This window comes from Pantoea trifolii (genome assembly GCF_024506435.1).
Taxonomy (GTDB): domain Bacteria; phylum Pseudomonadota; class Gammaproteobacteria; order Enterobacterales; family Enterobacteriaceae; genus Pantoea; species Pantoea trifolii.
Genome location: NZ_JANIET010000001.1, coordinates 882,124 through 905,726, shown reverse-complemented (window position 1 = coordinate 905,726; position 23,603 = coordinate 882,124). Strand labels below are relative to the sequence as shown.

General features: G+C 54.6%; 21 protein-coding genes. 3 read left to right on the top strand and 18 right to left on the bottom strand.

The genetic code is table 11. The annotated features are described in order from the left end of the window. Window positions 1–3 precede the first annotated feature (3 nt). Complete coding sequence (gene proS, locus NQH49_RS04020; RefSeq protein WP_256695671.1) at window positions 4–1,722, top strand: proline--tRNA ligase; 1,719 nt, start codon at window positions 4–6, stop codon at window positions 1,720–1,722. Window positions 1,723–1,752: 30 nt separating this feature from the next. Here proS and arfB read toward each other — a convergent pair whose 3' ends face one another. Then, window positions 1,753–2,163, bottom strand: a complete 411-nt coding sequence (arfB, locus tag NQH49_RS04015; RefSeq protein ID WP_256695670.1) for an alternative ribosome rescue aminoacyl-tRNA hydrolase ArfB — start codon at window positions 2,161–2,163, stop codon at window positions 1,753–1,755. Window positions 2,164–2,377: 214 nt separating this feature from the next. On the opposite strand from arfB, the gene NQH49_RS04010 reads away from it, so the two are divergent. Together NQH49_RS04010 and rof are read left to right on the top strand one after the other, a co-directional pair. Next, on the top strand, window positions 2,378–2,578 hold the full coding sequence (locus tag NQH49_RS04010; protein ID WP_036622231.1) for a YaeP family protein: 201 nt from the start codon (window positions 2,378–2,380) through the stop codon (window positions 2,576–2,578). Next, the gene (gene rof, locus NQH49_RS04005) at window positions 2,565–2,828 is read left to right on the top strand and encodes a Rho-binding antiterminator (protein ID WP_008108461.1); all 264 of its coding nucleotides are present in this window, start codon (window positions 2,565–2,567) and stop codon (window positions 2,826–2,828) included. Before NQH49_RS04010 ends, rof begins: the two co-directional genes overlap by 14 nt. Window positions 2,829–2,867: 39 nt before the next feature. Here the strand turns inward: rof and NQH49_RS04000 are convergent, their stop codons facing one another. From NQH49_RS04000 to ispC, 17 genes are all read right to left on the bottom strand, one after another. Then, window positions 2,868–3,176 (bottom strand): c-type cytochrome, encoded by a 309-nt coding sequence (locus NQH49_RS04000; protein ID WP_154154817.1) that lies wholly within the window; start codon window positions 3,174–3,176, stop codon window positions 2,868–2,870. Between the two features lie 14 nt (window positions 3,177–3,190). Beyond that, window positions 3,191–4,492 carry a tRNA lysidine(34) synthetase TilS gene (tilS, locus tag NQH49_RS03995; RefSeq protein WP_256695669.1) on the bottom strand — a complete coding sequence of 434 codons (1,302 nt, stop codon included), beginning with the start codon at window positions 4,490–4,492 and terminating at the stop codon, window positions 3,191–3,193. 54 nt (window positions 4,493–4,546) lie between these two features. Beyond that, a complete protein-coding gene (locus tag NQH49_RS03990; protein WP_008108470.1) occupies window positions 4,547–4,936 on the bottom strand; it encodes a VOC family protein in 390 nt (129 codons plus the stop codon). 32 nt (window positions 4,937–4,968) lie between these two features. Beyond that, window positions 4,969–7,149 carry a lysine decarboxylase LdcC gene (locus NQH49_RS03985; protein ID WP_256695668.1) on the bottom strand — a complete coding sequence of 727 codons (2,181 nt, stop codon included), beginning with the start codon at window positions 7,147–7,149 and terminating at the stop codon, window positions 4,969–4,971. Between the two features lie 212 nt (window positions 7,150–7,361). Further along, a complete protein-coding gene (gene accA / locus NQH49_RS03980) occupies window positions 7,362–8,321 on the bottom strand; it encodes an acetyl-CoA carboxylase carboxyl transferase subunit alpha (protein WP_101762038.1) in 960 nt (319 codons plus the stop codon). A 12-nt stretch (window positions 8,322–8,333) separates the two neighbouring features. Then, on the bottom strand, window positions 8,334–11,816 hold the full coding sequence (dnaE, locus tag NQH49_RS03975) for a DNA polymerase III subunit alpha (protein WP_256695667.1): 3,483 nt from the start codon (window positions 11,814–11,816) through the stop codon (window positions 8,334–8,336). A 31-nt stretch (window positions 11,817–11,847) separates the two neighbouring features. After that, window positions 11,848–12,474 (bottom strand): ribonuclease HII, encoded by a 627-nt coding sequence (gene rnhB, locus NQH49_RS03970; protein WP_008108474.1) that lies wholly within the window; start codon window positions 12,472–12,474, stop codon window positions 11,848–11,850. Continuing rightward, the gene (lpxB, locus tag NQH49_RS03965) at window positions 12,467–13,615 is read right to left on the bottom strand and encodes a lipid-A-disaccharide synthase (protein WP_256695666.1); all 1,149 of its coding nucleotides are present in this window, start codon (window positions 13,613–13,615) and stop codon (window positions 12,467–12,469) included. Before lpxB ends, rnhB begins: the two co-directional genes overlap by 8 nt. 3 nt (window positions 13,616–13,618) lie before the next feature. Further along, on the bottom strand, window positions 13,619–14,407 hold the full coding sequence (lpxA, locus tag NQH49_RS03960) for an acyl-ACP--UDP-N-acetylglucosamine O-acyltransferase (RefSeq protein WP_101762042.1): 789 nt from the start codon (window positions 14,405–14,407) through the stop codon (window positions 13,619–13,621). Between the two features lie 3 nt (window positions 14,408–14,410). Then, entirely contained in the window at window positions 14,411–14,866 is a 456-nt protein-coding gene (gene fabZ / locus NQH49_RS03955; RefSeq protein WP_007893924.1) for a 3-hydroxyacyl-ACP dehydratase FabZ, read from the bottom strand. Window positions 14,867–15,057: 191 nt separating this feature from the next. Then, window positions 15,058–16,083 (bottom strand): UDP-3-O-(3-hydroxymyristoyl)glucosamine N-acyltransferase, encoded by a 1,026-nt coding sequence (gene lpxD / locus NQH49_RS03950; protein WP_256695665.1) that lies wholly within the window; start codon window positions 16,081–16,083, stop codon window positions 15,058–15,060. 3 nt (window positions 16,084–16,086) lie between these two features. Next, entirely contained in the window at window positions 16,087–16,587 is a 501-nt protein-coding gene (locus NQH49_RS03945; protein WP_007893920.1) for an OmpH family outer membrane protein, read from the bottom strand. Window positions 16,588–16,682: 95 nt separating this feature from the next. Continuing rightward, entirely contained in the window at window positions 16,683–19,094 is a 2,412-nt protein-coding gene (bamA, locus tag NQH49_RS03940; RefSeq protein ID WP_256695664.1) for an outer membrane protein assembly factor BamA, read from the bottom strand. Window positions 19,095–19,145: 51 nt separating this feature from the next. Next, a complete protein-coding gene (rseP, locus tag NQH49_RS03935) occupies window positions 19,146–20,495 on the bottom strand; it encodes a sigma E protease regulator RseP (RefSeq protein ID WP_256695663.1) in 1,350 nt (449 codons plus the stop codon). A gap of 12 nt (window positions 20,496–20,507) precedes the next feature. Then, window positions 20,508–21,365: a phosphatidate cytidylyltransferase gene (gene cdsA / locus NQH49_RS03930; RefSeq protein ID WP_154154075.1), complete on the bottom strand. Its 858-nt coding sequence runs from the start codon at window positions 21,363–21,365 to the stop codon at window positions 20,508–20,510. A gap of 18 nt (window positions 21,366–21,383) precedes the next feature. Continuing rightward, window positions 21,384–22,136 carry a (2E,6E)-farnesyl-diphosphate-specific ditrans,polycis-undecaprenyl-diphosphate synthase gene (gene ispU, locus NQH49_RS03925; protein WP_007893909.1) on the bottom strand — a complete coding sequence of 251 codons (753 nt, stop codon included), beginning with the start codon at window positions 22,134–22,136 and terminating at the stop codon, window positions 21,384–21,386. Between the two features lie 166 nt (window positions 22,137–22,302). After that, window positions 22,303–23,505, bottom strand: coding sequence for a 1-deoxy-D-xylulose-5-phosphate reductoisomerase (gene ispC / locus NQH49_RS03920; protein WP_196761366.1), 1,203 nt, complete (start codon window positions 23,503–23,505; stop codon window positions 22,303–22,305). Between the last annotated feature and the right edge of the window lie 98 nt (window positions 23,506–23,603).

Genomic DNA, 23,603 nt, shown 5'->3' with positions numbered 1-23,603 from the left:
TCAATGCGTACTACTCAATATCTGCTCTCCACTCTGAAGGAGACACCTTCCGATGCAGAAGTGATCAGCCACCAGCTGATGCTGCGCGCCGGCATGATCCGCAAACTGGCTTCTGGTCTTTATACCTGGTTGCCGACCGGTATTCGCGTGCTGCGAAAAGTTGAAAACATCGTGCGTGAAGAGATGAACAACGCCGGTGCGATTGAGATCTCCATGCCGGTGGTTCAGCCTGCCGATCTGTGGGAAGAGAGTGGCCGTTGGGAGCAGTACGGCCCGGAACTGCTGCGCATTAAAGACCGTCACGAACGTCCCTTCGTGCTGGGTCCAACCCACGAAGAAGTGGTCACCGATCTGATCCGCAACGAGCTGAGCTCTTACAAGCAGTTGCCGATTAATCTGTATCAGATCCAGACCAAATTCCGTGATGAAGTGCGTCCGCGCTTTGGTGTGATGCGTTCACGCGAGTTCATCATGAAAGATGCTTACTCGTTCCACACCACGCAGGAATCGTTGCAGGAAACCTACGACGCGATGTACCGCGCATATAGCCAGAGCTTCAGCCGTATGGGTCTGGATTTCCGCGCCGTACAAGCTGACACCGGTTCTATCGGCGGCAGCGCATCACATGAATTCCAGGTGTTGGCGCTGAGCGGTGAAGATGACGTGATCTTCTCCAGCGAATCCGATTACGCGGCCAACATTGAGAAAGCCGAAGCCGTAGCGCCGGCTGGCGAGCGTCCGCAGGCAACAACCGCCATGACGCAGTTCGATACGCCAAACGCCAAGACTATCGCTGAGCTGGTTGAGCAACATCAGCTGCCGATTGAGAAAACCGTCAAGACGCTGTTCGTCAAAGCCACCGAAGAGAGCGGCCACACGCTGGTTGCCCTGCTGCTGCGCGGCGATCATCAGCTGAACGAGATCAAAGCCGAAAATCTGGATATCGTCGCTGAACCGCTGGAAATGGCGAGCGAAGAACAGATTCGCGCGCTGCTCGGTGCCGGTCCAGGCTCGCTCGGCCCGGTCGGTTTGACCATGCCAGTGATCGCCGATCGTACCGTGGCGAAAATCAGCGACTTCTGCGCCGGTGCGAACATTGATGGCAAGCATTTGAGCGGCATCAACTGGGGGCGCGATCTGCCAGAACCACGTGTGGAAGATATCCGTAACGTGGTAGAAGGCGATCCAAGCCCAGACGGCAAAGGCACGCTGCAGATTAAACGCGGTATCGAAGTGGGTCACATCTTCCAGTTGGGTACCAAGTACTCCGAAGCGATGAAAGCGGCAGTACAAGGCGAAGATGGTCGTAACCAGGTAATGACCATGGGCTGCTACGGTATCGGTATCACGCGCGTTGTGGCGGCTGCGATTGAGCAGAACAACGACGAGCGCGGTATCATCTGGCCTGCGGCATTGGCACCGTTTGAAGTGGCGATTCTGCCAATGAACATGCACAAATCTTTCCGTGTGCAGCAGTTGGCTGAAGAGCTGTACAACACGCTGCGTGCCAAAGGCATTGACGTGATTCTGGATGACCGCAAAGAGCGCCCGGGCGTGATGTTCGCCGATATGGAGCTGATCGGTGTGCCGCACACCATCGTGATTGGCGATCGTAATCTCGATAACGAAGAGATCGAGTACAAGGCGCGTACCGCCAGCGAGAAGCAGATGATTAAGCAACATGACATCGTCGACTTCCTTGCGAAAGCCCTGAACAAGTAACGCTAAAACGCCTCCAGCCGGAGGCGTTTTTTATTGCACCTTTCCGCGCATCGCCTTCACGTTACTGCGCCGGGTTTTACCCTCCAGCCGCCTCACTTTAGAGCCGTGCGTGGGTTTGGTCGCGCGCCGCACTTTTTCCACCGTGGTTAACTCCTGAATCAGATTAATCAGCCGCTGCACGGCCGCTTCCCGATTCATTTCCTGGCTGCGATGCTCCTGCGCTTTGATGATCACCACGCCTTCTGCAGTGATCAAATGATGGCTGGCCGCCAGCAGTCGCTCTTTATAGAACGGCGGCAGCGACGATGCATGAATATCAAACCGCAGGTGAATCGCCGTGGAGGTTTTATTCACATGCTGGCCACCGGCACCTTGCGCACGGATGGCACTGAGTTCCACTTCATTATCTGCAAGTGAAACCGTTCGAGACAGCACAATCATCTGTCACCTGCCGTTTGGCTCGACGTTGCGTCGTGTAATAACCTGTTCATCAACTTAACCTTTTGTGCGCACGCTGCGTGCATGAGACCAGCGCGAAATGTCACTTTTGCCCATTTCCTTGCATCATTCCCGTGACGACCGGGCTGATTTCAATGAAATTCCTGTGATATAGTCGCCAATCATCCAGAGTATCAACTCTGCTGAGGAGGTGTATGTGCAAAAGTATTGTGAGTTAGTTCGCCAGAAGTATGCCGAAATTGGTAGCGGCGACCTTGGGTATGTGCCAGACGCCATAGGTTGTGCGTTGAAGGCTCTCAACGATATTGCCGCTGATTCTGCGCTAAACTCTTCTCTCAGGGAACAAGCAGCGTATGCCGCTGCAAACTTATTGGTGAGCGACTATGTTGACGAATGAAGCCTATAAACCCATCAACTGCGATGATTACGACAACCTCGAACTCGCCTGCCAAAAAAACTGGACGCTGTCGTTAGAGCTTAAAAACGGCGATCAGCTCAAGGCGAAAGCCGTGGACATGGTCTCACGTAAAAACGTTGAGTACCTTGCCGTCGATCTCTCAGGCGAGACCCGCGAAGTGCGGCTCGACCACATCGCCAGCTTCACCCATCCGGAGCTGGGCACCGTCGTCGTTAGCGAAGACGAGTAAAACCTCTCTCGGGCGGGAATCACATCCCGCCCACCTCGCTTAAGGTTTTAACGAACTGTAATACGCCGATAAGTCTGCCATATCCTGATCGCTCAATCCTGCCACAAACGCTTTCATCACTTCCGCCTGGCCGCCGCTACGCTCGCCTTTTTTATAGGCTTGCAGTGAATGCAGCAGATAAGGCGCATGTTGCCCGGCCAGATTGGGATAGAGCGGCACCGCGCTTTTGCCCTCGGCACCGTGACACGCCATGCAGCTTGCCGCTTTTTGCGCGCCTGCATTGACATCGCCGTCGGCCAACGCCGGCAGCGCCGCAGCGAATAACGTCGCTGCCATCCAAAGTTTCATCATTGCTCTCCATTTTATTGTTGTGGTGACCAGATCGCCTGCCAGCCTTGCTCATTGCTGGCAGCGCCTTCACGGGTAATAAACAGCCCCGGCGCGCTAATTAGCGTCTGGTTAAAGTAAATCAACGGGATACGTTCGCGCAGCCAGGGCGCAACGCCCAACTCTTGCCATAGCTTCTTCATCTCGCGGCCACCTGCGCGCCCCTGCAAGTGATAATAACCCTGCGCCTGGAAGCGGACTGTGATGGCTTCATCCGCTGCAGGCTGACGCAGCTCGGCAATCCACGCATTTGCCTGCAGCGAACCTAAACCGGCCGGTAAATCGAGCGGCTGCGTGCGGTCTTGCCAGGTTAGCGAGTGCTGACTAAGTGATGGCTGCGGCGTTAACCAATAGAGTTGCTGGCGATAGCGGCGCAGCTCAAAAGCGCCAAAGCGCAAACAGGGTTTGGCATCTTCACGGCTGTTAATGACTTCATCGGTGATGCGCTTCAGCGCCTCGCGCGAAGGCATCGCGCCGCCCTGTTGGGCGATCCAGCGGCGTAACAGGGCATGACGCCGTGCTTCGCTCATGTTCATCAACGGCGGGAAGTGTAGCGCGCCCTGCGCATCGCTAAGCTGCCCTAGCTGTTCAGCCAGCAACTCGTCGAGCAGTTGCTCTTGCTCACCACACAGCGCGGCGCTGCGCGCGCTGGCGGCGCTGAAGTGTGGCCAGCGCGCCTGCAGCAGCGGCAGCACCTGCTGACGCAGGAAGTTGCGGTCATAGCGGCTATCGGCGTTGCTTTCATCTTCAATCCAGCGCAGCTGATGTTCGGCAGCATAGTTTTCCAGCTGCTGACGGCTAACGTCGAGCAAGGGACGCAGATGCCGATGTGCGCCAACGCTGCGCTGCGGCGGCATCGCGGCCAAACCCGCCGGTCCGCTGCCGCGTTTTAACGCCAGCAGCAGCGTTTCCGCCTGGTCGTCGAGGTGCTGAGCGGTAAGTAAGTGCTCACCGGGTTGCAGCTGCTGAAACAGCGCCTGATAGCGCGCCTCGCGGGCGGCCGCTTCAATGCCGTTGGCGCGACCATCAACCTGCACATGCAGCACTTCACAGGGAATCTGCCACTGCTGGCAAAGGTACTGGCAATGCAGCGCCCAGCTATCGGCATTCGGGCTGAGACCATGATGGACGTGTAACGCGCGCACGCGCAGCGCTGGCTGCTGACGTTGGCAGCAGACCAATTGATGCAGCAGCACGGTGGAATCGAGTCCGCCGCTGAACGCCAGCACATAGCCAGCGTCGGGTGTCAGCAGCGAAGCAAGATGAGATAAAGACATGAGCGCGTTCCGTCCGGGCGAGCCACCGAATTGCGGCTCGCGGCGGACGCTAGTTTACGCCTGATACAGCTCCAGCGGCAAACCATCCGGATCGGGGAAGAAAGTGCAGGCTTTACCGGTTAACGCATCGATACGAATCGGCTCACACGTCACGCCCTTCTCCGCCAGCGCCGCAATTGACTGCTCAACATCCTCAACGCAAAACGCCAGATGGCGCAGGCCGCAGGCTTCCGGGCCACTGACGCGTGGCGGCGGCGAGGGAAAAGAGAACAGCTCGATGGTGTAAACCCCGTTCAGACCCAGATCGCCTTTCCACGAGTCGCGCTCGGCGCGGTAATATTCACCCAACAATTCAAAACCCAGCACATCACAATAAAACGCCTTACTGCGCTGATAATCGGTAGCAATAATGGCGATGTGGTGGATCTGTTTTATTTGCAGCATAGCGACTCCGGTTTTGACATAAGCCGCTTACCCTACGTGGCACAAGCGGCGTTGGAAAGAGGTGATTGTCCGACTTCTTCACGCAATACGCGCACCAGATAGCGGCCATCTTCTGTGAGCGTTGCACCGTGAATATCGGTTTCGAAGCCGGGATAGTGTCGACCAATAGTGCAAAGCATCAGCAGAAAATCGAGCACGGAACGGCTCTCTTCCGTAATCATCTCGCCCGGCATCACCACCGGCACGCCTGGCGGGTACGGCAGAATCATGTTGGCCGAAATGCGCCCCACCAGCTCGCGAATGTCCACCGTTTCCACCTGACCTTTCACCTGGCGCTGAAACGCCTGATGCGGCGTCATCTTCATCTCCGGCAGCACATCGAACGCTATCAACATCAGGCGCGGCAGATCGTGTTGCAGGATCAACTGATGAATGCCCTGCGCCAGCGTTTGGATGCGCATGTTGCGGTAGAAATCGGGATCTTCAGCGTAGAGATCCGGCAGCATGTTTTTCACCCGCAGGTTGAGATCGTATGCGCGCTTAAACTCCGTCAGACCACGCAGCACGCTCATCGCTTTGGTTTTATCAATGCCGATGCTGAACAGGAACAGCAAATTGTACGGCCCGGTTTTCTCCACCACGATACCGCGCTGATCGAGGAACTTAGCCACCAGCGCGGCTGGAATGCCCTCTTCCGCCATCTTGCCCAGCTCGCTCATGCCCGGCGTCAGAATGGTGACTTTGATCGGATCGAGATACATATGATCACGGTCGGCATGAGTGAAACCGTGCCAATCCTCTTCGCCCGGCTGGATCGGCCAGCATTCGGCTTGATCGATCTGTTCCGGCTGCCAGATATCAAAGAACCAGCCGTCGCACTCTTCACGCAAGCGCTGAATCTCACGACGGAAATGCAGCGCACGTTCAACCGAGCGGTTGATCAGTCGCTTACCCGGATTGCCGCGCAGCATCGCCGCCGCGGTTTCAATCGACGAGACAATCGCGTAGCTCGGCGAGGTGGTGGTGTGCATCATGTAGGCTTCGTTGAAGGTGTGCTCGTCGTAATCGCCTTTGATGTGAATCAGCGAAGCCTGCGAGAACGCCGCCAGCAGTTTGTGTGTCGATTGCGTTTCATAGATCACTTTGCCGGAAATCCGATCGCCGCTCATGCCGCTTTTGCCGGCATAAATTGGATGGAAATTGGTGTACGGCACCCACGCAGAATCAAAGTGGATAGATGGCACATCCAGCGTCTGTTTGATGAATTGCGTGTTATACAGCAGGCCATCGTAGGTTGAGTTGGTGATCACCGCATGCACCGGCCAGCTGGCGCGTGGCGTAGCATTGACCTTTAGTTGGATGCTGTCACGCGTAAACTCGCGCTGCGGAATGCCGCCCAGAATGCCCAACGCGTTGCGCGTCGGTTTGAGCCAGATCGGGATGATGTCGCTCATCATCAGCAAATGGGTCAGCGATTTATGGCAGTTGCGGTCAATCAGCACGGTGCTGCCCGCTGGCGCCGCATACATGCCGACGATTTTGTTCGAGGTCGAGGTGCCGTTGGTCACCATGTAGCTTTGCTCAGCCCCAAAGGTGCGCGCGACGTACTCCTCCGCTTCCAGATGCGGGCCGGTGTGATCAAGCAACGAACCCAGTTCCGTTACCGAGATCGAGACATCCGCTTTTAAAGTGTTCGAGCCGAAGAAGTCATAAAACAGGCTGCCCACCGGGCTTTTCTGGAAGGCGCTGCCGCCCATGTGGCCCGGCGTGCAGAAGGTGTATTTGCCCTCTTTGACGTAGGTGAACAAGGCCTTGGTCAGCGGCGGCGTGATGTTGTCGATGTACTCATCGGTGTACTGACGAATATGCAGCGCGATGTCATCGGCGGCGCTCAAGGCATATTCGAAGAAGTGCAGCGCCATACGCATCTCGTTGATGCTGACATCCATTTGCGAATGGGTGTTGATGAAGGCATACAGCGGCAGATATTCATTGAGCTGATTGATGTCGCTACACAGCGCCAGACTGTAATCGTCCCAGTCAAAAATCACTCCGCAGATACGCGGATTGTGTTCAATCAACTTCAGCAGGTCGCTGGCATTATTGGGGTAAACGGTTTGGAAGCCTTGCAGCTTAAGGGCAGCATCCAGTTCGCGAATAGGCTCATCTTTGTAGAAAGCGCCGTGCGGTCCCATGATCGCAATAATATTCAATGCTCACCTCCTGTGGTGTTGTGGCACTGAATAAGGATAGCGAAAAGCGCGCGCGGATAAACCTGGAATGCTCTGCTGTTGAGGTTCATCGCGCTTTGGGTTGGGTGCTTAGGCCAGAAAAGGTCGCCATGAATGGCGACCAATGCGAAATTATCGATTAGCAGGCGTAAAAAAAGCGGACCGAGGTCCGCTTCTTGCTTCAGTTTGATGTATCAAGCGTAGCCGTAGTTCATCAGGCGCTGATAGCGACGGTTGAGCAACTCTTCGGTGCTCAGCACATCGAGATCGGCCAGATCCGCCAGCAGTTGCTGCTTAAGAGAAGCCGCCATATCTACCGGTTGACGATGCGCGCCGCCCAACGGTTCAGGAATGATGGAATCGATCAGCTTCAGCTCTTTCAGACGCTCAGCGGTGATACCCATCGCTTCCGCCGCCAACGGTGCTTTGTCGGCGCTTTTCCACAGGATTGATGCACAACCTTCCGGTGAAATCACCGAATAGGTGCTGTACTGCAGCATGTTTACTTTGTCACCCACGCCAATAGCCAGCGCGCCACCGGAACCGCCTTCGCCGATTACGGTACAAATCACCGGAATTTTCAGGCCAGACATTTCACGCAGGTTGCGGGCGATCGCTTCAGACTGACCGCGCTCTTCTGCACCCACGCCCGGATAAGCACCCGGCGTGTCGATGAAGGTGATCAGCGGCATCTTAAAGCGTTCAGCCATTTCCATCAGACGCAGCGCTTTGCGGTAGCCTTCTGGTGCCGGCATACCGAAGTTACGACGGATTTTCTCTTTGGTTTCGCGACCTTTCTGATGACCAATGATCATCACTGGACGACCGTCGAGACGGGCAATACCGCCGACAATCGCTTTATCATCGGCATAAGCACGATCGCCCGCCAGTTCGTCGAAATCATCAAACGCGTTGCGGATATAGTCCAGTGTATAAGGACGCAGCGGATGACGCGCGAGTTGCGCCACTTGCCATGCGCCTAAATCGGAGAAGATTTTACGGGTCAGCTCGACGCTTTTTTCGCGCAGACGCTGCACTTCCTCATCCAAATTAATATCGTGTTTCTCATCCGAACGGCCAATCGATTTCAACGAGTCGATTTTCGCTTCAAGCTCTGCGATTGGCTGTTCAAAATCCAGGTAATTAAGACTCATAATGTTCCTGTTTTAGTCAAACTCCAGTTCCACCTGCTCCGATCCTACTAACGACCGCAAATCGTTGAGTAAACGATCGCTGGGCGAAATACGCCACGCTGCACCAAAGCGTAGCTTCGCTCGCGCATCGGCTCTCTGATAGTAGAGATGCACCGGAATGGTCCCGGAGCGATGAGGCTCCAGAGACTGGCGGAGACGGTTTAAAAGCTGGTCATCAATTTGCCTGTCCGTCAGCGAGATAGCAAGTCCGCGCGCGTATTTTTCCCGCGCTTCGTCGATGTCCATAACTTCCCGAGCGGTCATTTTAAGGCCACCGCTAAAGTCATCAAAGCTGACCTGTCCACTGACGATCAGGATACGGTCCTTCTCCAGCAACTGCTGGTATTTATCTAACGCATCGGTAAATAACATCACTTCAAGACGACCAGAACGATCGTCAATCGTACAAATACCAATTCGGTTGCCGCGTTTAGTGACCATCACGCGGGCGGCAATCACCAGCCCCGCCGCGACGGTTACTTTACCACGATCTGTCGGATGCATGTCTTTCAGGCGCATGCCGCCGACGTAACGCTCAATTTCTTTCAAATACTGATTAATTGGATGGCCGGTAAGATAGAGACCTAAGGTCTCACGTTCGCCATCCAGTTGAATTTGTTCCGGCCACGGCGTGATGCTGGCGTAGGATTTCTCCACCTGCTCCGGCTCTTCCGCCAGCACGCCAAACATATCGGCCTGGCCGATGGCTTCGGCTTTGGCATGCTGATCGGCCGCTTTTAAGGCGTCGCTAAGCGCACTCATCAAGGCCGCACGATGCGGGCCGAGACGATCGAACGCGCCTGACATGATCAGTTTTTCCATCACGCGACGGTTGATCTTTTTGGTGTCGGTGCGCGCGCAGAGATCAAACAGCTCTTTGAAGTAACCGCCTTCGTTACGCGCTTCCAGGATCGCTTCGATCGGGCCTTCACCCACGCCTTTGATCGCGCCGATGCCGTAAACGATCTCGCCATCGTCATTGACATGGAACGGATACAAACCTGAGTTGATATCTGGCGGCAGCACTTTGAGGCCCATGCGCCAGCATTCGTCGACCAGGCCAACCACTTTCTCGGTGTTATCCATATCAGCGGTCATTACGGCCGCCATGAACTCTGCCGGATAGTGCGCTTTCAGCCACAGCGTTTGATAGGAAACCAATGCGTAAGCAGCGGAGTGTGACTTGTTAAAGCCATAGCCGGCGAATTTCTCTACCAGATCGAAGATTTTCATCGACAGTTCGCCGTCGACACCCATCTTCTCTGCACCGTCCTGGAACACCGAACGCTGCTTCGCCATCTCTTCGGGTTTCTTTTTACCCATCGCACGACGCAACATGTCCGCGCCGCCCAGCGTGTAGCCCGACAGCACCTGCGCGATCTGCATCACCTGTTCCTGATACAGAATGATGCCGTAGGTCGGCTCCAGCACCGGTTTCAGAGTTTCGTGCTGCCACTGAATATCCGGATAAGAAATCTCTTCGCGGCCGTGCTTACGGTCGATGAAGTTATCTACCATGCCCGATTGCAGCGGTCCCGGACGGAATAGCGCCACCAGTGCGATCATATCTTCGAAGCAGTCAGGCTTCAGACGTTTGATCAAATCTTTCATGCCGCGCGATTCAAGCTGGAACACCGCAGTGGTTTCCGAGCGCTGTAGCATGTCGAAACTTTTTTTGTCGTCAAGCGGGATAGCGGCGATATCAATCGGTGGCAAACCCTGCTTTTCACGGCGCGGGTTAATCATCTTCAGCGCCCAGTCGATGATAGTGAGCGTACGCAGGCCAAGGAAGTCAAACTTCACCAGCCCGGCATATTCCACGTCATTCTTATCAAACTGGGTAACCGGGAACTGCCCGTTTTCATCGCAGTACAGCGGCGCAAAATCGGTGATTTTGGTCGGCGAGATCACCACACCACCGGCGTGTTTACCGGCGTTACGCGTGACACCTTCCAGTTTGCGCGCCATGTCGATCAGCGCTTTCACCTCTTCATCTGCCTCGTAGATCTCCGGCAGCTGCGGTTCAGCCAGGAAGGCTTTCTCCAGCGTCATGCCTGGATCCGGCGGGATCAGCTTAGAGATACGATCAACAAAACCGTACGGATGGCCGAGTACACGTCCCACATCGCGAATAACCGCTTTCGCTGCCATGGTACCGAACGTAATGATCTGCGATACCGCATCACGTCCATACATATCGGCCACGTGATCGATCACCTGATCGCGTTTCTCCATGCAGAAGTCGACGTCGAAATCAGGCATCGAGACACGTTCCGGGTTCAGGAAACGTTCAAACAGCAGGTCAAATTCCAGCGGATCGATATCGGTAATTTTTAGCGCATATGCCACTAATGAACCGGCACCCGAACCACGGCCTGGACCGACGGGAATGCCGTTGTCCTTCGACCACTGGATAAACTCCATCACGATCAGGAAGTAGCCGGGAAAGCCCATCTGGTTGATAACGGTGAGTTCAATCTCCAGACGTTCATCATATTCCACGCGTTTTTCAGCGCGCACCGCCGCATCCGGGAAGAGGAATTCCATACGCTCTTCCAGACCTTCGCGCGACTTCGCCACGAGGAAGTCTTCGGTGCTCATATCACCGGTGGGGAACTGCGGCAGGAAGTACTCGCCGAGGCGCACTGTCACGTTACAGCGCTTAGCAATCTCTACGCTATTTTCCAGCGCTTCCGGGATGTCCGAGAACAGCTCGCACATCTCCTCTTCACTGCGCATATATTGCTGAGGACTGTAATTGCGCGGACGCTTAGGATCGTCCAGCGTGTAGCCGTCATGAATCGCCACGCGGATTTCATGCGCATCAAAATCTTCTTCATTGAGGAAGCACACTTCGTTGGTGGCAACAACGGGAATACCTTCGGCAATCGCCAGCTCGACGGCGGCATGCAGATAGGCTTCTTCATCGGCGCGACCGGTGCGCATCAATTCGAGGTAATAACGATTTGGGAAGTGTTCCTGATAAAAGCTCAAACACTGCGCGACCATCGCGCTATTGCCGCGCAGCAGACTGCGGCCCACATCGCCACGACGTCCGCCCGACAGCAGAATCAGGCCTTCGCCCAGTTCCAGCAGCCAGTCGCGATCGATGATGGGGCCCGCAATGCCGTAACCGCGCTGATAGGCACGTGAAATCAGCAAGGTCAGGTTTTGATAACCGGTGTTATTGGCCGCCAGCAGCGTTAACTGCGTCAGCTCATCGCCCATTAATTCACTGGCAACCTGAAAATCAGCACCGACAATCGGCTTGATCCCCGCGCCGTGCGCACTACCGTAAAAACGCACCAGCCCGCACAGGTTGATGTAGTCGGTAATGGCGATCGCCGGCATGCCCAGCGCAGCCGCCTTCTTGACTAAAGGTCCGGTTTTCGCCAGACCATCAACCATGGAGTAATCGCTGTGGACGCGCAGATGTATAAAACGAGGTTCAGCCATATCAGTTTCCGGTTAAAACAGCGTCAGGCTATTAAAGCGTAGTTGGCTGGCGGGCTGCCAGCACGTCAGCATCAATCAAGGCGTTACGCACCGGCGCAAAGCTGCGACGATGATGAGGTGTGGCGCCGTGCTGCGTCAGCTTTTCCATGTGCAGCGCGGTTGGATAACCTTTGTGCTGCGCAAAACCATATTGCGGGAACAGCAGATCCAGTTCGGCCATTTCACGATCGCGCGTGACTTTGGCGATGATCGAAGCAGCACTGATCTCTTTCACCAGGCTATCGCCCTTTACCACCGCCTGCGAGGGCATCGGCAGCGCGGGACAACGGTTACCATCGATGAGGACGAAGTCCGGCGCAATGTGCAAACCCGCGACCGCGCGCTGCATCGCCAGCATGGTGGCGTGCAGAATATTGAGCTGATCGATCTCTTCTGGCTCGGCTCGACCAAGACTCCAGGCCAGCGCCTTCTCTTTGATCTCGTCATACAGCGCCAGACGACGCTTCTCGGAGAGCTTTTTCGAGTCGGCCAGTCCGACAATCGGGTTGGCGGGATCAAGGATCACCGCCGCCGTCACCACTGCGCCAACCAGCGGACCGCGTCCGACCTCATCAACGCCAGCAATCAGCTGCGCGTTAGGATAGATAAATTCAGCCATTGATGATCTCCAGTACCGCATCCGCCGCCTGCTCATCGGCATTCCAGCGAATCTGTTGATGCAGTTCGGTGAAGGTTTTCAGCAGCGCGTCGCGCTCAGGGCCCGCGTGCAGTAGCGGCTCAAGCGCCGCAGCTAACGCTTCGGGCTGACACTCGTCCTGTAGCAACTCTTTTACCAGCTCGCGACCGGCTAACAGATTTGGCAGGGAAACGTAAGGCGTTTTTACCAAACGTTTTGCCAGCCAGAAGGTCGACGGCTTCATACGATAGCCAACCACCATCGGGCATTTCGCCAGCATGCACTCCAGCGCGGCGGTGCCAGATGCAAGAATAGCGGCATCGCTGGCCAGCATCGCCTGACGACCTTTGCCATCCAGCAAATGCATCGGCAGTTCAGGCGCAACTTGCGCTTTGATCTGCTCAAACTGCTCGCGGCGTTTGGCATTCACCAGCGGCACCACGATTTCCAACGTTGGATAGCGCTGACGCAGCAGCTGCGCGGCGCGCAGGAAATCGGCGCTGAGCATTTCCACTTCCGCACCACGACTGCCCGGCAACAAGCCAAGGCAAATCGCCTCTTCAGCGATGCCTAACTCGCGGCGAGCCGCCAGCTTATCGGGCTGTAGCGGCATCGCATCAGCCATGGTGTGGCCGATAAAGCGGCATGGCACGTTAAAACGATCGTAGAACGCTTTTTCAAACGGCAGGAATGCTAGCACCAGATTGGTGTTGCGGCCGATTTTGAAAACGCGCTTTTGACGCCACGCCCAAACGGAAGGGCTAACGTAATGAATGGTGCGAATGCCCGTGCGCTTGAGGCTTCCTTCCAACGTGATGTTGAAATCTGGCGCATCAATGCCCACAAACACATCCGGCTTGAGTTCGGTGAAGCGCTGCGTCAGGTCACGACGAATCTTCAGCAGACGCCGCAGGCGTCCCAGCACTTCGACGATGCCCATCACCGCCAGCTCTTCCATCTCATACCAGGCTTCGCAGCCTTCGGCCTGCATCAGCGGACCGGCCACGCCCACAAAGCGCGCATTGGGATGGCGCGCTTTTAACGCCCGGATGAGACCTGCACCAAGAATATCGCCGGAGGTTTCTCCGGCGACCAGGGCAATCGTTAGGGGACGCGCTGACATGGATTAACGAATCAATCCACGCGTAGAACGGGCAAAGAAGTCATAAAAAGGCTGCACTTCGCTGTGTTGTTTCGCCAGCTCTTCAATCTCTGGTTTCACTTCATCCAGCGTTTTTCCGCTGCGGTACAGCAGTTTGTACGCGTTGCGAATGGCATGCAGCGCTTCTTTGCTAAAGCCGCGACGCTTCAGACCTTCAATGTTGATACCGTATGGCGTTGCGTGGTTGCCCTGCGCAATGACATAAGGCGGCACATCCTGCGCGACGCCTGAACAACCGCCAACCATCACGTGAGCACCAATGGTGCACCACTGATGTACCGCCGTCATACCGCCGATAATGGCAAAATCATCAACGGTGACGTGACCGCCCAGCGTGGCATTGTTAGCAAAGATGCAGCGATTGCCGATCACGCAGTCATGCGCGATGTGAGCATTCACCATCAGCAGGTTATCGCTGCCGACTTTGGTCACATTGCCGCCCTGCGTGGTGCCTCGATGAATGGTGACGCTCTCGCGGATGCGGTTGCGATCGCCAATTTCAACGCGCGTTGGTTCGCCCGCATATTTCAGGTCCTGGTTCACTTCACCAATGGAAGCGAACTGGTAGATCTGATTGTCTTTGCCGATACGCGTATGGCCGTTCACCACCACGTGCGATTTGAGTACCGTTCCTTCACCAATTTCCACATTGGCACCGATAAAGCAGAACGGACCGATGTGAACATTGGCGCCGATCACGGCACCCTCTTCAATGACAGAACTGGGATGGATATTGGCGGTTGAATCAATCACTTATTATGCCTCCCGGCTACGGGCACACATCATGGTCGCTTCACAGACAATTTTGCCGTCCACGGTCGCCACGCCTTTAAAGCGCGTCAGGCCACGACGGGTTTTCTCGAAGGTCACTTCCATGATCATCTGATCGCCCGGCACAACCGGACGTTTGAAACGGGCTTCATCGATACCAGCGAAGTAATAGAGTTCGCCTGGTTCCAGTTTTCCAACGCTTTTGAACGCCAGAATGCCGGTCGCTTGCGCCATCGCTTCCAGAATCAGAACGCCTGGGAAAATCGGCTTACCAGGGAAATGTCCCTGGAAAAACGGTTCGTTAACAGAAACGTTCTTCACCGCGCGCAGATATTTATGCTCTTCAAAATCCAGCACGCGATCAACCAGCAAGAAAGGATAGCGGTGTGGCAGCAGTTCTAAAATCTCTTCAATTTTCAGAGTATGCGTTTCAGTAGTCAAAATACTCTTCCTGTCCTAAAAAATCTGATGGCAACAATAACACGGCCTGCACCGATCAAAATGATCTTCCGCAGGCCGCAAATTAGTTCGGGGCGTTTCGCTTTCTTACGATACCTGCTGCCATTCTCGGGTTAGCCGAAGGTGGCAGAAAGTACACTTCTTGTTATGAAAGCGAGTAGCGTGGGATGCGTTTAGTCGTCTTTGCCGACCTTACGTTCGATGGCTTTTAAGCGTTTGCTTATTTCATCGATGTTCATCACCAGCGCTGCTGTTTTACGCCAGGTTTTGTTGGGTTGCAGTGGAATACCCGACGAATACACGCCTGGCTCTGTGATGGGGCGCATTACCATGCCCATGCCCGTTACGGTCACTTTGTCACAGATTTCCATATGGCCGTTAATGACGCTGGCGCCGCCAATCATACAGTAACGTCCAATCTTCAGACTACCCGCCATGATCACACCACCCGCAACTGCGGTGTTATCACCAATCACGACGTTGTGCGCAATCTGACACTGGTTGTCTATGATAACACCATTGCCGATCAGAGTGTTATCCAGCGCGCCGCGATCGATGGTGGTACAGGCACCAATTTCTACCCGATTACCAATCACTACGGTACCCAGCTGTGGGATTTTCACCCAATTGCCGCGATCGTTAGCATAGCCGAAACCATCAGCACCAATAACGGTGCCCGACTGAATCAGACAATCCTGACCGATCTGGATCTCGTGATAAATCGTGATGTTAGCCCACAAACGTGAGCCGCGACCGATACGCGTCTGCTTACCAACAAAACATCCTGCACCAATAACGACGTCGTCACCCAGCTCTACGCCGGACTCGATCACCGCATTTGCGCCTACCGAAACATTCTTACCCAGCTTAGCCGTTGCATCGATCACCGCACTGGGCGCGATATTCTGCGCGGGCTGCGGCGTGGTGTCCAGCAGTTGTGCCATGCGGGCATAAGTTAAGTAAGGATTTTTCACCACCAGGGCGGCCGTTTTACACCACTCCAGATCCGCTTCCGTCAGCACCACGGCTGAAGCCTGGATAGTAGCGAGCTGCTCGCGGTAGCGGCTGTTTGCAAGAAAAGTGATTTGGCCAGTTGTGGCGGATTGCATAGAAGCAATGCCGGAGATGACGATATCGCCATCTCCGTGCAATTCTGCATCCAACTGCTGGGCTAAATCAGCCAGTCGAATTGATGACATCAATTATTTAACCTGTTTTACAACGTCAGCAGTGATGTCTTTAGCATCAGAAGAAGAGTACAGCACGGCCTGAGAGTCCAGAACCAGATCGTAACCTTCGCTTTTCGCTACAGACTGAACAGCGGTCTGGATTTTAGCCAGCAGCTTGTTACGCTCCTGCATCTGACGAGTTTGGTTGTCTTTGTCAAAAGCCTGTGCTTTTTGTTCAAAGGCAGCACGCTCAGAAGAGATTTGCTTCTCTTTCTTGGTGCGGTCGCTCGCTTTCATGGTCGATGCATTACGCTGCAGATCCTGAATTTCTTGCTGGATCTTCTGCTGCTGAGACTGGAGATCAGAGGCGCGGCTCTGGAATTCACCTTCAAGCTGTTTAGCAACAGCAGCACGCTGCGGAGACTGCTGGAAAACCTGGCTCAGGTTCACGACGGCAACTTTATCAGCCGCTTGGGCACCCGCAGAAGCAGCTAACGCAACACCCAGAGCAGCAGCACAGAACAACTTTTTCACTATAAACTCCTTACCTCAACGTGTGTGTTTGCAGCGTGCCGCATTATCAGGCAGCACGCGTGCAAGACGGTATTTTCACTTCCCTGCTCAGAGCCTTACCAGGTTTTACCAATGTTAAACTGGAATTGCTCTGACTTGTCTCCCTCGACTTTCTTCATCGGCTGGGCGTATGAGAATACCAGCGGTCCTAACGGTGACATCCACTGCAGTGCCACACCGGCAGAGACGCGAATGTTATTAGGATCGCTGTAATCTGGCACACCCGCCGCGCGTGTTTCCGCGGTGTTCTGCCATTTGGTATCCCAAACGGTACCGGCATCCATAAACACCGAAGTACGCACGGAATTCGCATACTTCTCGCTCAGGAACGGCGTTGGCGTGATCAGCTCAAGGCTGGCAATCGCCATGGCGTTACCACCAACCGCATCATCCGACTTACAGACGCCGTTTGGATCTGAGAGATTACAGGTTGATGAGCCATCGTTCAGATACGCAGCTTTAGGACCAATGGTATTGGACTGGAAGCCACGCACTGTGCTCGAGCCACCGCCGTAGAAGTTCTCATAGAACGGCATCTCTTTACCATTAAGTCCGTCACCATATCCAACACGGCCACGGCCTAATACTACCCATGTACCGTCGCGGTTCAGCGGCACATATTGCTGGCTATCCAATGTCGCTTTGTAGAACGCGTTATCAGAGCCTGGAATCGTCACTTTACCGTTCAGGTTGGTACGGTTACCGCGCGTTGGGAAGAAGCCGCGGTCTAAGGTGTTATAGGTCCAACCGTAGTTAAAGGTGAAATCATCTGCAGAGAAATCACCATCATCATTCAAGCCTTGATGACGACCGACTGAATCCAGATAACGCCACATCGCCACCTGTGGACGCATGTTGGAGAGGTCGTTATGCACGTAACCTAAACCAACACGCAGGGTGTTGTTTTCGTTGACCGGGAAGCCAAGCGTACCGTCAAGACCATAACTTTTGTTGGTATAGTCAGACAGATCCGCGTCATCGGCTTTAAAGTCGTTATAGAACAAACGACCACCAAGGCTCACACCGTCGACCGTGAAGTACGGATCGGTCAATGAGAACTCAGCATAGGTCTGGTAATCGTTTTTAGTGCCGCTAATGCCAACGGTGTTGCCGGTGCCGAGCCAGTTTTCCTGGGTCACACCCACCTGGAAGCTCACGCCACTTTCAGTACCGTAACCAACACCAAAGTTGAAGGTACCAGTGTTACGCTCTTTCACCTTGTAGACCACATCAACCTGGTCTGGTGCACCTGGAACGCGTTGCGTATCCACATCCACGGTTTCGAAGTAACCGGTACGGTTCAGACGCTCTTTACCCTGATCGACGAGATCACTGCCCAACCAGGCACCTTCCATCTGGCGCATTTCACGGCGCAACACGGAATCTTTTGAGGTGTCGTTACCTTCAAAGCGCACTTTACGCACGTAGTAACGGTTGCCCGCATCCACGTTGATATGCAGCTTGACGGTTTTGTCAGCATCATTAATTTCTGGCTGGGTCATTACGCGCGGATAGGCGTAACCGTAGCGGCCCAGCAATTTCTTGATGTCATCTTCCATTTGGGTGACTTTGGTGCCGTTATACAGCTCACCCGCTGGAATTCTGGTCATCTTTTCGATTTCAGCAGAATGGCCCGCCATGCTGCCGTTCACGATCACGCCGGCAATGTTGTACTGATCGCCTTCGTTGATGTTCACGGTGATGTAGATGCCTTTCTTATCTGGCGTCAGGCTCACCTGCGTAGAATCGATGTTGAAACGCGCATAACCGCGATCCAGATAGAAGCTGCGCAGGGTTTCGAGATCGCCCGCTAACTTCTGCTTCTGGTATTTGCGATCGCCCACCACGTTCCACCATGGCACTTCATCACGCAGTGAGAAGCGCGAGATCAGTTCGTCAGAGCTAAATGCTTTATTGCCGACGATGTTGATCTGCTGGATCTGTGCTGAAACGCCTTCCTGGAAGACGAATTTCAGATCCACACGGTTGCGCGGCAGCGGCGTAGCAATGGCTTTGACGCTGGCGGTGTATTTACCGACGCTGTAATAGAAGTCTTCCAGGCCCTTCTCGATTGAAGAGAGCGTGGTGCGGTCCAGCGCTTCGCCAACGCGCACGCCAGACGCTTCGAGGTTCTGTTTCAGCTGATCTTCTTTCACCGCTTTGTTGCCGGAGAAAGTGATGTTGGCAATGGTCGGACGCTCTTTCACCTGAACAATCAGGGTGGTACCGTCACGCAGAACCTGCACATCTTCAAAGTTACCGGTGGCGAACAGTGAGCGAATGGTATTTCTGACGTCATCGTCATTCACCGTATCACCGACACGAACCGGCATGCTGAGCAGAGCCGCGCCGACGGCGACTCGCTGGAGACCTTCGAAATGAATGTCCTTCACTACGAAATCGTCTGCACCGTAAACGGTGGCGCTGCTAAACAGCAGCGACGCTATGAGCAACTTTTTCATCGCCATCGTTGTTATGCGTTTTCCTAACACATCCCGCGTCTGTATGCGTTCCAGCTATTACAAACGAGAGAAATCATTGAAAAGTGCAAGCCCCATTAACAGCACTAGCAAGATTGAGCCAATGCGATAACTAAAGTCCTGAACTCGCTCGGACACCGGTCCACCTTTGATCTTTTCGATCGCCAGAAAGAGCAGATGACCACCATCTAAAACCGGCAGAGGGAACAGGTTAATGATGCCCAGGTTGACGCTGATAAGCGCCAGGAACATCAGGTAATAAATCACCCCGTACTCTGCTGATAACCCGGCACCCTGCGCGATCGAAATCGGCCCGCTCAGGTTATTCAGCTTCACATCCCCGATTATCAACTTGCCCAGCATGGAGACCGTTAGCTTCATCAGCTGCCAGGTTTTTACACTTGCTTCGCCGATCGCCGCAAAAGGCCCATACTGCCTTACCGTTTTGTACTCATCAGGCAGCGGAATCACACGCGGAATGACACCCGCGAAGCCTTCCGCTTCCTTGCCCGGTTTCGCTTCCGGCGTTAACGTCAACGCCACAGGTTCGCCGTTGCGCTCGATGTCTAGCGCCATGTTTTTGCCCGGATTATCCCGCACCTGTGCCGCAAAAGCCTGCCACTGTGACAATGGCTGACCATCGACTTTAACGATCCTATCGCCCGCTTGCAAACCAGCATTGCTTGCCGGTGAGTTTGCCTGAACTTCAGCTAAGGTCGTTTCAATCTGCGGCCCACGTGGACGAATACCTAAAGCGACCACCGGATCCTGTTTATCAGGCTCAAATTGCCAATCGCGCAAATTTAATTGCTTTTGCTGCGTGGCTTCTTCGCCAAATTGCGAGACGGTAAGCGTGGCATCGCTGTCGCCGATTTTACCGATCAGCGCCATACGCACTGCATCCCAATCAGGCGTTTCGATACCATCTACCGCTTTAAGTTCCATGCCGGAGGTAATTTGCGCTTCAGCAGCGACGGAACCGTTCAGAATTTCACCAACTACGGGGCGCACACCCGGCACGCCGTGAATAAACACGGCCCAATAAGCAAAGATGGCGAAGATGAAATTAGCGATAGGACCGGCTGCGATAATCGACGCACGTTGCAGCACGGTTTTATTATTGAAGGCTTGGTGACGCAGTTCGGCGGGAACGCTCTCAACGCGTTCGTCGAGCATTTTGACGTAGCCGCCGAGCGGAATCAGCGCGATGACATATTCGGTGCCCTGACGATCGCTGCGACGCCACAGCGCTTTACCAAAGCCAATCGAGAAACGTTCAACTTTGACACCGCAGCGGCGCGCCACCCAGAAATGGCCAAACTCGTGCACGGTAATCAGCACGCCAAGCGCCACGATAAAGGCGGCAAAACTCCAGAGTATACTCAACATCGTCGGCTATCCTCAGAGGGTGCGGAACACCAACAGCAGCAGGCAGGCAAACACCGGCACCGCAGCAGTCAGGCTATCAATACGATCGAGAATACCACCGTGCCCCGGAATCAAGTTACCGCTGTCTTTAATGCCCGCTTCACGCTTGAACATACTTTCTGTCAGGTCGCCCAATACCGATGCCAGCGTGGCAATCACCGCGCAGATAATCAGCGTGCCCGGCGCAACCGAAAGCGGTGCCAGCAGGGCAAACAGCCAGGCGATGATGGCAGATGACAACAGGCCGCCGAAGAAACCTTCCCAGGTTTTACCCGGAGAGACTTTCGGAGCCAGCTTATGTTTGCCAAACAGACGGCCAAACATGTAAGCACCAGAATCTGCGCCCCAGACGAGGAACATCACGAACAGCAGCCACCATGCGCCGGCGAAATGATCGGTATCGTAATGATACTGACGCAGCGCCATCATCCCCCAGAAGAAGGGAATCAAGGTGAGCAGGCCAAACAGCAGGCGCAGCGCACGCGAATGACGCCACAAGGCAGCAGAGGCAGGATAGAACAGTACTAAGATGAGCGCGGCAATCCACCACACCAGCGATGCCCAGAGCGAGCCTTCCATCTGAAATTGGTGCAGATTGCGTTGATAGGGTTCAAGAGTAAAAAGCATCGCGGACAGCAACAGACCGCATAGCACGGCGAGCCAGATACGTTGCTGACGCGTTTTCATGCCGGCAAATTGCCCCCATTCCCAGGCGGCAAGCATGCAGATGATGATAGTGATAATCGCAAAACCGGACAGGGGTAACCAGAACAGTGCAGCGATCACCAGCGGAATCAAAATTAACGCGGTAATCAGACGAGACTTCAGCAAAGGTTACCCCCAAATTGCTTAGGCGCCGCCTGGTGCAGTACCGCCATAGCGTCGCTCCCGCGTAGAGAATGCATTCAGTGCACCTTCAAAAACGTTTTCATCAAAATCAGGCCAAAGAACATCGGTAAACCAAAACTCAGCATAGGCGATTTGCCACAGCAGGAAGTTGCTAATCCGATGCTCTCCCCCGGTCCTTATCACTAAATCCACTGGCGCCAGCTCCTGCATACACAGATACGGAGCCAGGCTTTCTTCGGTAATCTGGTCAGGACGCAGTAAACCTTCCTGAACCTGTTCGGCCAATTTTCTGGCACCCTGGATAATATCCCAACGGCCGCCATAGTTGGCAGCAATGTTAAGGGTCAGTCCATTATTTTGCTGAGTCAGTTCCTCGGCGCGGCGAATACGTTCCTGAATACGGTTATTGAAACGACTGATATCACCAATAATGCGCAGACGCACATTGTGCTTGTGCAGGCTTTTGACTTCGCTGTCGAGCGCCCAGACAAACAACTCCATTAATGCTGTCACTTCCTGAATCGGACGGCTCCAGTTTTCACTGCTGAACGCATAAAGCGTGAGCGCTTCCAGTTTATGGCTAACCGCAAAGCTGACAGCCCGGCGTACTGATTTTACCCCGGCTTTGTGGCCTGAAATACGCAGTTTGCCCTGATTTTTTGCCCAGCGACCATTACCATCCATAATGATGGCCACGTGACGTGGCGTGCAGTACGACTCGTCATCGATTGTGTTGTGATTGTTGGACGACATAACGCGTAATAATTCCTTTCATCAGAAATGCTGTGGTTTCTGAATACATTGCGCCTGCAGCAAACTCCGGCAAACACGCCAGATGACATCGAAACAATGTCGGGCTGTGAAACGCGAGCGAGCGACTATACCATTTTCACCCAGAGCGAACAAATAGCGGGAACTATCAACCTGCTAAACGAAAGCGCGGCAACAATTCATTGGCACGCACGCGCGCTAACCGATCAATCTCCATCACCTCGTCAATGCTGCCCGGCTCCTGACAGCTCAGGGACGCCAGCACTTCGCTGTTGATGGCAGCGATATCGGTAAAGCGAATCTGGTGCTGCAGAAAAGCTGCCACCGCCACTTCATTCGCTGCGTTCAGCGAGGTCGTCGCGGCCTGACCTGTGGCACAGGCATCAATCGCAAGCTTCAGGCAGGGATAGCGCTCGTAGTCCGGCTCGGCAAACGTCAACGACTTCATGCGAGTGAAGTCGAGCGGCGTTACGCCCGCAGAGATACGTGCTGGCCATGCCATGCTGTGCGCGATAGGCGTCCGCATATCCGGAGAGCCCAGTTGCGCCAGCACACTGCCGTCGCAATAACGCACCATCGAATGGATAACCGACTGCGGATGCAGGATCACCTCCATCTGCGCGTCAGTCGCATTAAACAGCCAGCGGGCTTCAATGTATTCAAGACCTTTATTCATCATGGTGGCCGAATCAACGGAGATTTTACGCCCCATTGACCAGTTCGGATGCGCACAGGCCTGATCCGGCGACATACCGGCTAAATCGGCTAATGGCGTGTCACGAAAAGGACCACCCGATCCCGTAAGGAGAATCGACTCGATGCCGTTCCCCCGTAGATCAGCGTACCCCAACTGATGCTGTATGGAAGCGGGTAAACTCTGAAAAATGGCGTTGTGCTCACTATCGACGGGTAGCAATTGCACCTGATGTTGGCGTACCGCCTCCATAAACAGACGGCCGCATGTGACAAGCGATTCTTTGTTGGCCAGCAGCACGGTTTTGCCGGCACGAATGGCGGCCATGGTAGGCTGTAAACCTGAGGCGCCAACAATCGCCGCCATCACCTGATCCACATCATCCAGCGCGGCCAGTTCGCAGGCAGCCTGAACGCCGGAGAGCACTTCGGTATTAACGTTGAGTGCTTTCAGTCGCTCACGCAGCGCTTGGGCAGATTTCTCGTCGGACATCGCAGCATAGCGCGGCTGGAATTGCAGGCATTGCTCGGCCATCAACGCCACATTCTGGCCGGCTACCAGCGCGGTCACCTGATAAAGTTCAGGATTTGCGGCAATCACCGCCAGCGTACTGGTACCAATGGAGCCGGTCGAACCCAGCAGAGTTAATCGCTTCATCATGCTATCCCTGTGAAGTCGTGGAGGGTGTCCGCAACAGCGCCGGACACAATGTAAAACGCCGCCAGAGTCGAACACGTCTCGTCTCTGAACGGCGT

What these genes read in the sequence shown, in the direction of transcription:
- NQH49_RS04000 (WP_154154817.1), bottom strand. Translation starts at nt 3,176, where the DNA reads ATGAAACTTTGGATGGCAGCGACGTTATTCGCTGCGGCGCTGCCGGCG.
- tilS (WP_256695669.1), bottom strand. Translation starts at nt 4,492, where the DNA reads ATGTCTTTATCTCATCTTGCTTCGCTGCTGACACCCGACGCTGGCTAT.
- NQH49_RS03990 (WP_008108470.1), bottom strand. Translation starts at nt 4,936, where the DNA reads ATGCTGCAAATAAAACAGATCCACCACATCGCCATTATTGCTACCGAT.
- bamA (WP_256695664.1), bottom strand. Translation starts at nt 19,094, where the DNA reads ATGGCGATGAAAAAGTTGCTCATAGCGTCGCTGCTGTTTAGCAGCGCC.
- lpxB (WP_256695666.1), bottom strand. Translation starts at nt 13,615, where the DNA reads ATGTCAGCGCGTCCCCTAACGATTGCCCTGGTCGCCGGAGAAACCTCC.
- rseP (WP_256695663.1), bottom strand. Translation starts at nt 20,495, where the DNA reads ATGTTGAGTATACTCTGGAGTTTTGCCGCCTTTATCGTGGCGCTTGGC.
- ispU (WP_007893909.1), bottom strand. Translation starts at nt 22,136, where the DNA reads ATGTCGTCCAACAATCACAACACAATCGATGACGAGTCGTACTGCACG.
- dnaE (WP_256695667.1), bottom strand. Translation starts at nt 11,816, where the DNA reads ATGGCTGAACCTCGTTTTATACATCTGCGCGTCCACAGCGATTACTCC.
- rnhB (WP_008108474.1), bottom strand. Translation starts at nt 12,474, where the DNA reads ATGGCTGAATTTATCTATCCTAACGCGCAGCTGATTGCTGGCGTTGAT.
- arfB (WP_256695670.1), bottom strand. Translation starts at nt 2,163, where the DNA reads ATGATTGTGCTGTCTCGAACGGTTTCACTTGCAGATAATGAAGTGGAA.
- lpxD (WP_256695665.1), bottom strand. Translation starts at nt 16,083, where the DNA reads ATGTCATCAATTCGACTGGCTGATTTAGCCCAGCAGTTGGATGCAGAA.
- proS (WP_256695671.1), top strand. Translation starts at nt 4, where the DNA reads ATGCGTACTACTCAATATCTGCTCTCCACTCTGAAGGAGACACCTTCC.
- accA (WP_101762038.1), bottom strand. Translation starts at nt 8,321, where the DNA reads ATGAGTCTTAATTACCTGGATTTTGAACAGCCAATCGCAGAGCTTGAA.
- ispC (WP_196761366.1), bottom strand. Translation starts at nt 23,505, where the DNA reads ATGAAGCGATTAACTCTGCTGGGTTCGACCGGCTCCATTGGTACCAGT.
- rof (WP_008108461.1), top strand. Translation starts at nt 2,565, where the DNA reads ATGTTGACGAATGAAGCCTATAAACCCATCAACTGCGATGATTACGAC.